The organism is Streptomyces sp. NTH33, from assembly GCF_003236365.1.
Taxonomy (GTDB): domain Bacteria; phylum Actinomycetota; class Actinomycetes; order Streptomycetales; family Streptomycetaceae; genus Streptomyces.
On record NZ_POTZ01000171.1, the window covers coordinates 1 to 12,981 of the forward strand.

At 68.6% G+C, this 12,981-nt stretch carries 13 protein-coding genes, 1 tRNA gene and 1 pseudogene; 8 read left to right on the forward strand and 7 right to left on the reverse strand.

Annotated features, from left to right (window positions below; all coding sequences use genetic code 11):
• Positions 1-489, reverse strand: a 489-nt coding sequence (locus tag C1I97_RS17810; RefSeq protein WP_258382615.1) for a helix-turn-helix domain-containing protein, incomplete at its 3' end; no start/stop codon positions are given.
• Positions 490-671: 182 nt separating this feature from the next.
• Between C1I97_RS17810 and C1I97_RS17815 the strand changes: the two genes are divergently transcribed.
• Positions 672-744 (forward strand) — tRNA-Ala (locus C1I97_RS17815).
• A gap of 125 nt (positions 745-869) precedes the next feature.
• On the opposite strand, the gene C1I97_RS17820 is transcribed toward C1I97_RS17815, so the two are convergent.
• Positions 870-1,580, reverse strand: coding sequence for a DUF5324 family protein (locus C1I97_RS17820; RefSeq protein WP_111004208.1), 711 nt, complete (start codon positions 1,578-1,580; stop codon positions 870-872).
• Between the two features lie 373 nt (positions 1,581-1,953).
• Between C1I97_RS17820 and C1I97_RS17825 the strand changes: the two genes are divergently transcribed.
• Positions 1,954-2,487 carry a peptidylprolyl isomerase gene (locus tag C1I97_RS17825; protein ID WP_111004209.1) on the forward strand — a complete coding sequence of 178 codons (534 nt, stop codon included), beginning with the start codon at positions 1,954-1,956 and terminating at the stop codon, positions 2,485-2,487.
• A 131-nt stretch (positions 2,488-2,618) separates the two neighbouring features.
• Positions 2,619-3,560, forward strand: coding sequence for a rhomboid family intramembrane serine protease (locus C1I97_RS17830; protein WP_111004210.1), 942 nt, complete (start codon positions 2,619-2,621; stop codon positions 3,558-3,560).
• Between the two features lie 283 nt (positions 3,561-3,843).
• Here C1I97_RS17830 and crgA read toward each other — a convergent pair whose 3' ends face one another.
• Positions 3,844-4,098 carry a cell division protein CrgA gene (crgA, locus tag C1I97_RS17835; protein ID WP_111004211.1) on the reverse strand — a complete coding sequence of 85 codons (255 nt, stop codon included), beginning with the start codon at positions 4,096-4,098 and terminating at the stop codon, positions 3,844-3,846.
• 141 nt (positions 4,099-4,239) lie between these two features.
• Here crgA and C1I97_RS17840 point away from each other — a divergent pair, with 141 nt between their 5' ends.
• The 5 genes and pseudogenes from C1I97_RS17840 to C1I97_RS17860 all read left to right on the forward strand — a co-directional run bounded on the left by C1I97_RS17840 (position 4,240) and on the right by C1I97_RS17860 (position 7,991).
• A complete protein-coding gene (locus tag C1I97_RS17840) occupies positions 4,240-5,025 on the forward strand; it encodes a DUF881 domain-containing protein (protein WP_111004212.1) in 786 nt (261 codons plus the stop codon).
• 159 nt (positions 5,026-5,184) lie between these two features.
• Positions 5,185-5,393, forward strand: a pseudogene (locus C1I97_RS17845) (hypothetical protein).
• Complete coding sequence (locus C1I97_RS17850; protein WP_111004214.1) at positions 5,390-6,028, forward strand: aminodeoxychorismate/anthranilate synthase component II; 639 nt, start codon at positions 5,390-5,392, stop codon at positions 6,026-6,028. Before C1I97_RS17845 ends, C1I97_RS17850 begins: the two are co-directional and overlap by 4 nt.
• On the forward strand, positions 6,025-7,197 hold the full coding sequence (locus tag C1I97_RS17855) for a class E sortase (RefSeq protein ID WP_111004215.1): 1,173 nt from the start codon (positions 6,025-6,027) through the stop codon (positions 7,195-7,197). Before C1I97_RS17850 ends, C1I97_RS17855 begins: the two co-directional genes overlap by 4 nt.
• A gap of 14 nt (positions 7,198-7,211) precedes the next feature.
• On the forward strand, positions 7,212-7,991 hold the full coding sequence (locus tag C1I97_RS17860) for a class E sortase (RefSeq protein WP_111004216.1): 780 nt from the start codon (positions 7,212-7,214) through the stop codon (positions 7,989-7,991).
• Positions 7,992-8,076: 85 nt separating this feature from the next.
• Here C1I97_RS17860 and C1I97_RS41525 read toward each other — a convergent pair whose 3' ends face one another.
• From C1I97_RS41525 to C1I97_RS17880, 4 genes are all read right to left on the reverse strand, one after another.
• The gene (locus C1I97_RS41525) at positions 8,077-8,448 is read right to left on the reverse strand and encodes a restriction endonuclease (RefSeq protein ID WP_258382616.1); all 372 of its coding nucleotides are present in this window, start codon (positions 8,446-8,448) and stop codon (positions 8,077-8,079) included.
• Entirely contained in the window at positions 8,445-9,107 is a 663-nt protein-coding gene (locus C1I97_RS41530; protein WP_258382617.1) for a restriction endonuclease, read from the reverse strand. The genes C1I97_RS41525 and C1I97_RS41530 overlap by 4 nt, the downstream gene beginning before the upstream one ends.
• A 208-nt stretch (positions 9,108-9,315) precedes the next feature.
• Entirely contained in the window at positions 9,316-11,289 is a 1,974-nt protein-coding gene (gene pknB / locus C1I97_RS17870) for a Stk1 family PASTA domain-containing Ser/Thr kinase (RefSeq protein ID WP_111004217.1), read from the reverse strand.
• A 170-nt stretch (positions 11,290-11,459) separates the two neighbouring features.
• Positions 11,460-12,941 (reverse strand): peptidoglycan D,D-transpeptidase FtsI family protein, encoded by a 1,482-nt coding sequence (locus tag C1I97_RS17880; RefSeq protein WP_111004218.1) that lies wholly within the window; start codon positions 12,939-12,941, stop codon positions 11,460-11,462.
• Positions 12,942-12,981: the final 40 nt, after the last annotated feature.

Genomic DNA, 12,981 nt, shown 5'->3' on the forward strand with positions numbered 1-12,981 from the left:
CGGACTCGCCGTCTTCGGCATGTACTCGGCCCACGTCGGCCCCGACGTGACGGTCGGCGGGCCGGTGGGGTTCCTGCTGGAGACGGCGCGGGGCCGCTCCTCCGCCCTCTTCGCGGTGCTCGCCGGCGCTCCCGAACCACTCGTCGACTGCGTGGTGTTGCTGAGCACCGAGCCCCCCTGCGACCGCTTGATCTCCTCCATGCGCTCGGTGGCCTCGGCCGCGCTGACACTGCCGTCCGCCACCTGCCCCGCCAGCTCCTGCAGCAACTGCACCCGCTGGACCACCGCCGGATTGCCGATCTTCGCGCGCTGCCCGCTCATCAGCTGCGACAGCATCGGTGCGGACAGCCCCAGCACCCCCGCCAGCCGGGCCTGGTTGAGCCCGAGATCGTCTATGAGCTTGCGGAAGAGCGCCCCCAACGGCTCCCCGTACCAGTTCCGCTGCAGTTCACGCGCTCTTGCGGTGGCTTCCTGCTGTGCGGCGTCCATTGCGTCTCCCCATCGCTTCCCCAAGTACCGCGGTTCGCTGTAGCGAACCCCGCCGAGCATCTTACGGAGAGTGGTCGGCCACGGGGACCCCCAATCCTTTTGCGGAATCCGGGGGGTGACCCGGTACTCTGGTCTGCGGCACCCGACCGGCAGACCGATCTCCGGCCGGACGCTCCTCTTCCGGGGCCTTAGCTCAGTTGGTAGAGCGCTGTCTTTGCATGGCAGATGTCAGGGGTTCGACTCCCCTAGGCTCCACGGACACGCACACGCCCGTCACCACGGACGTGGACGCGAAGAAGAAGCTCCCCCCGACCTGTTTCCCGGGTCGGGGGGAGCTTCTTCGTGCCACGCCTGCCGCCGGCCGCGCCACCAGGAGACGGTCAGCCGCGTTTGTCGCGGCCCGCCTCCTCCTCGGCCCGCTTCGCCTGCACCTCCGGGTCCAGTACGGACTGGCCGCTGCCCTCCACCGAAGACAGCCCACCCGACTCGGGCACCTCCGTGGCGGCCGGCGGTTCCACCAGCCAGTCGGGGTTGGCCTGCTTGTCCCACCACTTCCAGGCGGCGAAGGCGCCGGTGGCGAGCACGCCCGCCACCGCGAACATCTTCGCGGCACGGCCCGCCCGGCACCGCCGCTGCTGCCTGCGGGCCAGCTTCTGGATCTTCTGCGCCGGGACCTGACCGCGCAGCGCGACCAGCGCGGCGGCACCGCGCGCGGTGGCCTCGTCCGCGACCGGCCCCGCCGCGGCCATCGCCTGCTCGATCCTCGGCCGGGAATACTCGGCGGCCTGCCGGGCGGCCCTACGCGTCCGTTCGGCCGCCTGCTGGGCGGCCAGGTCGACCTTCGGCGGCACATGGGCCATGGCCTGGGCATAGGCCTGCTCCAGCCGGGGTGCGACATGGGCGCCGTACTGGACGCGGGCCTGGTCGGCGGCCAGCGACACCTTCGGCGCGAGCCGTACGCGTGCCTCGTGTGCGTAGTGCGCGGCCCTCTCCTTGGCCGTGTCGGCGTAGGGCGCCACCACTTCCGCGGCGTGCAGCACGCTGTCCTTCGCCGAGCCGGTCGCGGCGCGCACGCTGTCGATGCGGGTCACGGGTTCCTCCTCCTCGGTGGCGTACGGTATTTCGACTTTCCACCCTTTTACGGATCATGCCTGTCCGCGCGTCCGGGAGCATGCGATGCCGGGCATCCGGGTCACGAGCCGTGTCTCCGGCGACCACAGCGGCCCTTCCGGACGGGAGCCCGCCGCGAGACGGTGACGCGCGACAGCGGATGAATGCGGAGCAAAAGGAGCTTGCCGTCGACAATGCCACGGATCGCCGCACCGCGCTCATGACCCGGGAGGACCGGCCGGGCATCACGCGACCGAAACCGGCGGACGTTCGCCCGGAAACCGCCGCCGGGCGACGCGCGGCACCGGCCGTGCGAGGATCGGGGAGTCACAGGAAGACAACGGAAGGCAGATCGTGGCTGAGCAGCTCTACGCCACCCTGAAGACCAACCACGGCGACATCGAGGTCCGGCTCCTGCCGAACCACGCCCCCGAGACGGTCCGGAACTTTGTCGAGCTCGCCCAGGGCGAGCGCGAGTGGACCCACCCCGCCACCGGCGAGAAATCCACGGCGAAGCTCTACGACGGCACGGTCTTCCACCGGGTGATCAGCGGTTTCATGATCCAGGGCGGTGACCCGCTGGGCAACGGCACCGGCGGTCCCGGCTACCAGTTCAAGGACGAGTTCCACCCGGACCTCTCCTTCGACCGGCCCTACCTGCTGGCGATGGCCAACGCCGGCCCGGGCACCAACGGCTCGCAGTTCTTCATCACCGTCGCCGCGACGACCTGGCTGAACCGCAAGCACACCATCTTCGGCGAGGTCACCGACCCGGCCAGCCAGAAGGTCGTCGACTCCATCGCGGCCACGCAGACCAACCCGCGCACCGACCGCCCCGTCAACGACGTCGTCATCGAGTCCGTCGTCGTCGAGACCCGCGAGGGCTGAGCCCGAGGGCCAGGCCCGACACCTCCCCGGGGGAACCAATCGCCCCGCTCGTCCGTAAGGATGAGCGGGGCGGTGCCTTGCCCGAAGGAGCCGCAGCCGCGCACCGCCCAGGACGAATCGAGGGGACCCCCATGGACCAGGCACCAGGCAGCCCGCAGGGCCCGACCGGCCAGGGCCCGACCGGCCAGGGCCCGACCGGCCAGGGCCCGCAGGACGCCCACCGCCTGCCCACCTGCCACCGCCACCCGGACCGCGAGACCGGCATCCGCTGCACCCGCTGCGACCGGGCGATCTGCCCCGAGTGCATGGTGAACGCCTCCGTGGGCTTCCAGTGCCCGGACTGCGTCCGGGGCGGCTCCGGCACCGGCCACTCACCCGCCGCGAACCGGCCCCGCACGCTGGCCGGCGGTTCGGTCGCCGCCGACCCCCGGCTGGTCACCAAGGTGCTGATCGGCCTCAACCTCGCCTTCTTCCTGGTCCAGCTCTCCGTCGGAAACCAGTTCACCGACCGGTTCGACCTCGTCGGCCGGGCCTACGTCCCCTCACTCGGCTCCGTCGAAGGGGTCGCGGACGGCCAGTGGTACCGGCTGCTCACCGCGATGTTCCTGCACGGCAGCTACATCCACATCCTGTTCAACATGCTCAGCCTGTGGTGGATCGGCGGCCCGCTCGAGGCGGCTCTCGGCCGCGCCCGCTACCTCGCGCTCTACTTCACCGCCGGGCTCGCCGGCAGCGCGCTCACCTATCTGCTCGCCGCGCCCAACCAGCCCTCGCTCGGCGCCTCCGGCGCCATCTTCGGCCTGTTCGGCGCCACCGCCGTGCTGATGCGCCGGCTCAACTACGACATGCGGCCGATCATCGTCCTGCTGGTGATCAACCTGATCATCACCTTCGGCTGGGGCAATATCGCCTGGCAGGCCCACATCGGCGGCCTGGTCGCCGGTGTGATCATCGGATATGCGATGGTCCACGCCCCGCGCGAGCGGCGGACCCTGATGCAGTATGGGACCTGTGCGCTGGTGCTGGTGGTCGTCGTGGTGCTGACGCTGCTCAGAACGGCTCAGCTCGCCTGAGACCGCGGCCGAAAACCCCGCGGTCCCCCTGTTGTCCACAGACAGTGGCGAGACCTGTGCATAGCGTGCGGGAACACGTGTGCCCCCTACTGCCTGCATTTGCGCAGGTCAGGAAGGGGGCGGGGGGTGCCGCGGGGCGGTGCGACAGTCGTACCGGCGTCAACGGTGGAGTGGTTATCCACAGATCGAGGCTTTTCCCCAACTACCTGTGGACGCAATGCGCCAACCTGTGGATAACTCAGCGAACAGCCATGGGCAGAGCTGCGTCACCGGGACGCCGGCGTCACTTCCACTGCGTGGAGACGGCGAATCCGGCGGCGATGAAGCCGAAGCCCACCACGATGTTCCAGTTGTCCAGGGCGTCGACGGGCAGCGAGCCGTCGGTCACATAGAAGACGACGATCCAGGCCAGACCGATGAGGAACATGGCCAACATGACGGGCGCCACCCAGCTGCGGTTCTCCAGCTTGATGCTCGCGGACTGCTTGGCGGGCGGCGGGGTGTAGTCGGCCTTCTTGCGGATACGTGACTTCGGCACGAGGGTCTCTCCTGTCGATGCGCTGCGTGGCCGCGCAGGGAACTGGGCTGGCTCCGGGGCAGCGTACAAGGGGACACTGAGTACTCTCCCGGGCGTCCGTTAGCGTAGTGCTTCCACGGCGCCGAAGGAGATAAGGGTACGTTGAGCAATTCCGCCGACTTCCCCACGACGGGTGACGGCCCGGCCCGCCCGCGCCGTCCGAAGCCCGTGCGGATCCTCACCGTGGCCGTCTTCGCCCTGGCCGGGCTCATTTTCTTCACCAGCTTCAACACGGCCAAGGGCACCAACATCCGCACGGACGCGTCCCTGCTGAAGCTGTCCGACCTCGTCCAGGAGCGCAGCCGCAAGAACCAGGAGCTGGACGAGTCCAACGCGGCCCTGCGCGGCGACATCGAGTCCCTCGCCCGGCACGACGACGGCGACGTCGACGGCAAGGCCCGGGGCGACAGGCTCGCCGGCCTGGAGGAGAGCGCGGGCACGCGGAATCTCAGGGGCACGGCGATCACGGTCACCCTCGACGACGCCCCGCCGGACGCCACCGCGAAACTCCCCGGCTACCCCGAGCCGCAGCCCGACTACCTGGTGATCCACCAGCAGGACCTCCAGGCCGTGGTCAACGCGCTGTGGAACGGCGGCGCCCAGGGCGTCAAGGTCATGGACCAGCGGCTGATCTCCACCAGCGCGGTGCGCTGCGTGGGCAACACGCTGATCCTCCAGGGCCGCGTGTACTCACCGCCGTACAGGATCACGGCGGTCGGCGACCCGGAGAAGCTGCGCAAGGCGCTCGCCGACTCCCCGGCGATCCAGAACTACATGGTGTACGTCAACGTCTACGGCCTCGGCTGGAAAGTCGCCGACGAGGGAACGGTGACTCTTCCGGGCTACTCGGGCACAGTGGACCTGCACTACGCGGAGCCCGCGGAGTAGGTGACGCCGACGGGCCCCGCGGAACCGTGCCCACCGATGTCGAAGTGATCGCCCCCGTGCCACGTATGTCCGGGTACACGGGTCCGGGACGGTCCGGGACGTCATCTCCGCCCAGCCCCGTGGAGGCCGGGAAACCCGGGGCGCCGCGCCGTTAGTCTGGTGGCGTACGGCGTGAGTCTGGTGCCGTGGGAGACGGAAGGGACGGCATGTACGGCTGGATCTGGCGGCATCTGCCGGGGAACGCGCTGGTGAAGGCGCTGATCTCACTGGTGCTGGTACTGACCGTGGTCTACGTCCTGTTCCAGTACGTCTTCCCGTGGGCCGAGCCGCTGCTTCCCTTCAACGATGTGACGGTGGACAACCAGTGAGTGCGCGGATTCTCGTCGTCGACAACTACGACAGCTTCGTCTTCAACCTGGTCCAGTACCTGTACCAGCTGGGGGCCGAGTGCGAGGTGCTGCGCAACGACGAGGTGTCGACGGCGCACGCCCAGGACGGCTTCGACGGGGTGCTGCTCTCGCCGGGACCGGGCACGCCCGAGCAGGCCGGTGTCTGCGTGGAGATGGTCCGCCACTGCGCCGCGACCGGTGTTCCGGTCTTCGGGGTGTGCCTGGGCATGCAGGCGATGCAGGTGGCGTACGGCGGCGTGGTGGACCGCGCGCCCGAGCTGCTGCACGGCAAGACCTCGCCGGTGGAGCACGGGGGCAAGGGCGTCTTCGCCGGTCTGCCCTCCCCGTTCACGGCGACCCGCTACCACTCGCTGGCCGCCGAGCCCGCGACCGTGCCCGCGGAGCTGGAGGTGACGGCGCGTACGCCCGACGGGATCATCATGGGGCTGCGGCATCGTGAACTTCCCGTCGAGGGCGTGCAGTTCCACCCCGAGTCGGTGCTGACCGAGCATGGGCACCGGATGCTGGCCAACTGGCTGGTGGAGTGCGGGGACGAGGGGGCCGTGGCGAGATCGGCGGGGCTGGCCCCGGTGGTGGGCAGGGCCACGGCGTGACCGCGCTGCGCCCCGAGCGCGAGTCGGACCCCTCGTACGGGCAGCAGCCGTACGAGGGGTCGGGCACGTTCGGGGAGTGGTACGGCGTGGGGGCGCAGGGCCCGCCTCAGGAGCCGTACGCGGCGCCTTACGCGGCTCCGGTGGTGCCCCAGGCGGGTCCGTCGGGTCCGGCGGGGGTGCCGTACGAGCCGGCCGGTGACGCGGCGACGGCGTATGCGCCGCCCGCACCACACCCCGGTCCGCATCCTGGTCCGCCCGCCGTCGACGAGGAGACGATGGCGCTGCGGATCCCGGATCCGCCGCCTGAGGCGTCTTCGGCCACGGGGACCACCGAACCCCCGACGGGTGGGCGCGCGGCCCGCAGAAAGGCCGCCAGGCGCCGTCACGGCCGTCGTGGGGCCGTCGGGGAGGCGGTGCCTGAGGGGGGCAGTCCGGCGGAGCGGCCGTCCGCGCCGCTGTCCCGGGTGGAGGCGCGTCGGCAGGCGCGGGCGCGCAGAGCGAGCCCGGGTGTCGTCGCCAGCCGGATCATCGGTGAGGTGTTCATCACCACGGGTGTGGTGATGCTGCTCTTCGTCACCTACCAGCTGTGGTGGACGAACGTGCGGGCGCACGCCCAGGCGGGCAGTGAGGCGAACCAGCTGCAGAACGAATGGGCGAGCGGCAAGCGGAACCCGGGGGCGTTCGAGCCGGGGCAGGGCTTCGCCCTCCTGCACATTCCGAAGCTGGACGTGGTGGTGCCGGTCGCGGAGGGCATCAGCAAGTCCAAGGTGCTGGACAAGGGCATGGTCGGGCACTACGCGGAGGGCGCCCTCAACACGGCGATGCCGGAGGCGAAGACGGGCAACTTCGGGCTCGCGGGCCACCGCAACACGCACGGCGAGCCGTTCCGGTACATCAACAGGCTCTCGCCGGGCGACGCGATCGTCGTCGAGACGCAGGACACGTACTTCGTCTACAAGATGGCGTCGATGCTGCCGGTGACGCCGCCGGCCAACACGAGTGTCCTCGACCCCGTCCCGAAGGGTTCGGGTTTCACCAAGCCCGGCCGCTACATCACACTGACCACCTGCACACCGGAGTTCACCAGCAAGTACCGGTTGATCGTCTGGGGCAAGATGGTCGAGGAACGGCCGCGCAGCAAGGGCAAGCCGGATGCGCTCGTCAGTTAAAGGGCGGATGAACAGTGGCAGCGACCACGGACGACACGGCAGAGCACAGCTACGGCGGTGGAAGGCGCGGTGACGCGTCGGCTGCCGGTCCCCGGGGACGCCGCCGCGGGCCCGGCCCGCTGGCTCTCGCCGTCAGCTTTTTCGGTGAACTCCTCATCACGGCGGGTCTGGTCCTCGGCCTGTTCGTCGCCTACTCCCTGTGGTGGACGAACGTCCTGGCGGACCGCGAGGCCGGCCAGCAGGGCAACAAGATCCGTGACGAGTGGGCCCAGTCCGCTCCCAGCGGCCCCGGCGCGCTGGACACCAAGGACGGCATCGGCTTCCTGCACGTGCCGTCCATGCACAACGGCGAGGTCCTGGTCAAGAAGGGCACGTCGGACGACGTACTGAACAACGGCGTGGCCGGCTACTACCTGGACCCCGTCAAGGCGGCCCTCCCGACGTCCGGCAAGACCGGCAACTTCTCCCTCGCCGCCCACCGGGACGGGCACGGGGCGAAGTTCCACAACATCGACAAGGTGCGGGTGGGCGATCCGGTCGTCTTCGAGACGAAGGACAAGTGGTACGTCTACAAGGTCTACGGCATCCTCCCGGAGACCTCGAAGTACAACGTCGAGGTCCTCTCCCCGGTCCCGAAGGAGTCGGGCGTCAAGAAGCCCGGCCACTACATCACCCTGACGACGTGCACGCCGGTGTACACCTCGCGGTACCGGTACATCGTCTGGGGCGAGTTGGTCCGGGTGGAGAAGGTGGACGCCGAGCGGACGTTGCCGGAGGAGCTGCGAGCAGGCTGACTGACCTCCTTTGAGGAGGGCAGTCCCCTAACATGTGAAAGGCCCGAAGCCGCAACTTCGTCTTGCGGCTTCGGGCCTCGTGCTGTCAGGGCTGTTGCAGCACCTTGAGACGCGAGTCCGCGCTCCACGCCTCCAGCTCTTCGAGGTTCACCGTGATGATCCCGCTCAGGTCGGCGATCGCCTGTGCCTCACTGCTGTAGTTGCACGTGGCCACGAAGAGCGGAACGTCCACGTGGAGCACGGCCCGTGCGGCGCCCGCGAACTTCTGCATGGCGGCGCTGGAGATGACCCGGTGGCCGGTGTACTTCTTGCACTGGACAGCCACGGTGCGGCCGTCAGAGGTGCGTGCGGTGATGTCGATGCCCCGGTCCCTGTTCCTCTGCCTCACGATGACGTCCGTACAGCCGTCACGGCGCAGGAGACCGGCGACGTGATGTTCGAGTTGCTGCCAGGTCATGGACTTGAGCAGCGTCCTGACATGTCCTGTGGGGGCTTCCCCTTCCAGGATGCTGATGCGCGTCGATGCTGCTGGCACAGCCTGCGTTTGACGTTCTCGACGTCCTGGCGGAGTTCGATGAGCTCGCGGCGGTGTTCGCCGGAGGTGGCGATGAGCGTGTTGAACATCGGGACGACGGTCTTGCCGAGGATGTGGGTGATGCGCTGGTCGATGCGGTCGTCGGGGGAGAAGGCGGGCGGCTGCGGTGAGTTTTCCACAGGCTGTGTGCGAGCCAGGTACTCCATGTCGAGGAGGTAGACACGCACCTGACGTGCGACTTCGCTGTCTCGGAGCAGCATGGCGACGTTGAGGACGGCCCGGCGGGAGAAGAGGGCGAGGGACCGGGTGCGTGACTGGATGCCACTGAGTTGCTTGAAGTAACTCAGTTCTGAGCCGGTCACGACTCGATACCCACTCCCTTCCAGTTCCGCGCGATGGTCATGCACCAAAGCGCGGACGGTCTCCACCGTGACGCTGAAATACGCCGCCACCATCGCCGTCGTGACGTGCATTCCGTCCGGCAGCAGCGACAGAGCCTTCACCCTGTCGAGGACGTCCGTACGGTCCAGCACGCTGTTGCGCATGCTCTTCGATTCCAGGAGCACCGACTCGTTGATCACGTTCTGCCCTTTGTTCGTGTGCGGCCACATGGCCGGGGCAGAGCGTTCCGATTCCCCACCCCAACCGATCAACGAGTGGTGACATATGAAGACACGATCGGATTGCGTACAGGTTTGTGGTGGCGTGGGACGGCGGTACGACGGAGCCCCGGCTTCCCTCCTGGGAGGGGGCCGGGGCTCTTGTCGTCAGGGCCGGGAGGCGATCGGGTCAGCCGCCTCCGCCGAAGAAGCCTCCGTTGTCGCCTCCGCGCCTGTCCATGGTGGTGAGGTTGATCCGATCGCCCGGGTTGACCGGCTGGCCCGGTCCTGGGGCGGAGCCGGTGACGATGGCGTTGTCGTCATTGGGGCCGTTGATGTCACCGGCCTGGAGGTTCGCCTCCTCGAGCTTCTTCCTGGCGTCCTTGAGCTTCTTCCCCAGGATGTCCGCCGGCACCGGGACCTGGGTCTGCTCGGCCAGCTTGCCGATCCGGATGTCCACCCGGGAGCCCCTGTCGACCTGCGCGCCGGTGCCGGGGTTGGTCCCGATGACCTTCTGGTCCTGGTTGGGGTCCTGGACGGGCTCCTCGTTGCAGTCGCCCGGGACGAGGTTCTGCTGCTGCAGCAGGGCCTTGGCCTCTTCGCAGGACCTGCCCACGACCTCCGCCGGGACCGTGACCTTCGCGAAGGGCTTGGCGACGGTGAGGGTGATCGTCGAGCCCTTTTCGACTTCATCGTCCCCCGAGGGGTCCTGGGAGATGACGATGCCCTCGGGCCGGTCGGACTCTTCGGTCTTCTGCTCGACCTTGAAGCCCTTGTTCTGCAGATCGGACTGGGCCTTGTCGATGGAGATGCCCGTCACGTCGGGGACGAGAACCTTCGGCGCCCCCGTGGACAGCACCAGGTTGACGGTCGTGTTCTTCTCGACCCGGCCCCCCGTCTTGGGGTCCTGGGAGCAGACCTTGCCCTTGGGCTGGTCGTCGCAGGTGTCCTGGGTGAAGGCCAGTACCAGGTCGGAGTTCTCCGCCGACTGCTGGGCCTCCTTCTTCGTCTGGCCGACGAAGTTGGGCACGGGCACCATGTTGTTCTTGGCGCCGTCGCCGCTGAAGATCCACATGCCGATGAGGACGGCGCCGATGAGGACCAGGGCGCCGGAGACGATCAGCATGATCGTGGAGGTGCTGGACTTCTTCTGGCGCCGCCGGTCGGGGCGGTCGTCGTAGCCGTAGCCGCCGTCGTCCGGGTTCATGGGCGGCAGCATCGTCGTGGCGCCGGCGGCGGGCTCGGAGCGCAGGGCGGTGGTCGGCTGGTCGTCGGGGTAGGCGCCGTAGCCGACCGAGCCCATGGCGGCCGTGGCCGCGACCGGCTGGCCGTCGAGGCAGGCCTCGATGTCGGCGCGCATCTCGTCGGCGGACTGGTAGCGGTAGTCGGGGTCCTTGACCAGCGCGCGCATCACGATCGCGTCCATCTCGGGCGTGATCTCGGGGTCGAAGACGCTGGGCGGCTGCGGTTCCTCGCGGACGTGCTGGTAGGCGACCGCGACCGGGGAGTCGCCGACGAAGGGCGGGCGGACCGTCAGCAGTTCGTAGAGCAGGCAACCCGTCGAGTAGAGGTCCGACCGCGCGTCGACCTGTTCGCCTTTGGCCTGCTCGGGAGACAGGTACTGGGCGGTGCCGATGACGGCCGAGGTCTGGGTCATCGTCATGCCGGAGTCGCCCATGGCGCGGGCGATGCCGAAGTCCATGACCTTGACCTGGCCGTTGCGGGTCAGCATGACGTTGGCCGGCTTGATGTCGCGGTGGACGATGCCGCTGCGGTGGGCGTACTCCAGGCCCTGGAGGATGCCGATGGTCATCTCCATGGCCCGCTCGGGCAGCAGCTTGCGGCCGCTGTGCAGCAGTTCACGGAGCGTGGAGCCGTCGACGTACTCCATGACGATGTACGGGATGGAGACCCCGTCGATGTAGTCCTCGCCCGTGTCGTAGACCGCGACGATCGCGGGATGGTTGAGCGAGGCGGCCGACTGGGCCTCCCGGCGGAACCGGGCCTGGAAGGAAGGGTCGCGCGCCAGGTCGGCGCGCAGCGTCTTCACCGCCACGGTGCGGCCCAGCCGGGTGTCATGCGCGAGGTACACCTCCGCCATGCCACCACGGCCGAGCACATGGCCCAGCTCGTACCGGCCGCCGAGGCGACGCGGCTCTTCCATAGTTCCCTACCAGCCCTCTCCGTCGGTCCCGACCGGCACCATGTGTGCCGCCGGAGGCTGCTGTCCGGGCCTACCGTACCCGGCTCGCTCTGTGTGACCTGGCCAAGCCCGTCACCCGATACCGGACCGGTATCCCAACGTGCACCGATGTGAAGGGGGTGTGACAGGGGTCACTGCCTTGAGTTGATGACCGCCTGCATCACGCTCTTGGCGATGGGTGCCGCGAGGCCGCCGCCGGAGATGTCGTCGCGGTTGGCGTTCTCGTCCTCGACGACCACGGCGACCGCGACCGGCGAGCTGCCGTCGCCGGTCTTGGCGTAGGAGATGAACCAGGCGTACGGCTTCTCGCTGTTGTCGACGCCGTGCTGGGCGGTACCGGTCTTGCCGCCCACGGTGACGCCGCTGATCTGCGCGTTCCTGCCGGTGCCGTCCTTGACGACGGTCTCCATCATCGACTGCAGTATCTGGGCGTTCCTCGACGACAGCGGTCGGCTCAGTTCCTCGGGCTTGGTCTGCTCGAGGGTGTCGACGTTCGGTGACTGCAGCTTGTCGACCATGTACGGCTTCATCAGCTTGCCGTCGTTGGCGATCGCCGAGACGACCATGGCCATCTGCAGCGGGGTCGCGGCGGTGTTGAACTGGCCGATCGAGGACAGTGCGGTCTGCGACTCGTTCATGTCGTCGGAGAACACCGAGGCGTTGGCGCGGACCGGGACGAACTGCTCCTTGGTGAAGCCGAACTTCTTGGCCTCCTCGAGCATCTTCTCGTTGCCGAGGTCCGCGCCGATCTTGCCGAAGACGGTGTTGCAGGACACCCGCAGCGCCTCGCGCATGGTGGCGTTCTTGCAGGGGATGTTGCCCTCGTTCTTCAGCTCGGTGGTGGTGCCGGGCATGACCCAGGGAAGCGGGGAGTCGGTGGACTGGTCGGCCGACGTGTACAGGCTGTTCTCCAGCGCGGCGGCCGCGGTGAGCACCTTGAAGGTGGAGCCGGGCGGGTAGGTCTCGCGCAGCGCCCGGTTGAGCATCGGGTCGCTGGGGTTGTTCTCCTTCTGCAGCTTCTTCCAGGCTTCGGCGTCCTTGTTGGAGGTGCCGGCGAACGACGAGGGGTCGTACGACGGGTAGGAGGCCAGTGCCAGGATCTTGCCGGTGGACGGTTCCAGGGCGACGACGGCGCCCTTGCCGCGTTCCTTCAGCCCGCTGTACGCCGCCTTCTGCGCGGCCGCGTTGAGTGTGGTGACCACGTTGCCGCCCTGCTTGGGCTTGCCCGTGATCATGTCCAGGGTGTTGCGGAAGAAGAGCCGGTCGTCGTTGCCGGTGAGGATGCCGTCCTCGATGCTCTCCAGCTGTGTGGCGCCGTAGGACTGGGAGGTGAACCCGGTGACGGGCGCCCACATGGGGCCGTTCTTGTAGGTGCGCTTGTACTTCAGGTCGTTGAGCCCGTTGCTCTTCGTCTCCGTCGACCCGGTGATCGGAGAGCCGCCGACGATGATGTCGCCGCGCGGGGTGGCGTAGCGGGCGATGGTGACGCGGCGGTTCTTGGGGTCGTTCTTGAGGCTGTCGGCCTTGGCGTACTGGATCCAGTTGTCACGGATGAGCAGGGTGAGGATCAGGAGGCCGCAGAAGACCGCGATCCGGCGCAGGGGCTTGTTCACGGGCGGACCACCTGTGTCATCTCGGCGTCGGGGTCGGAGG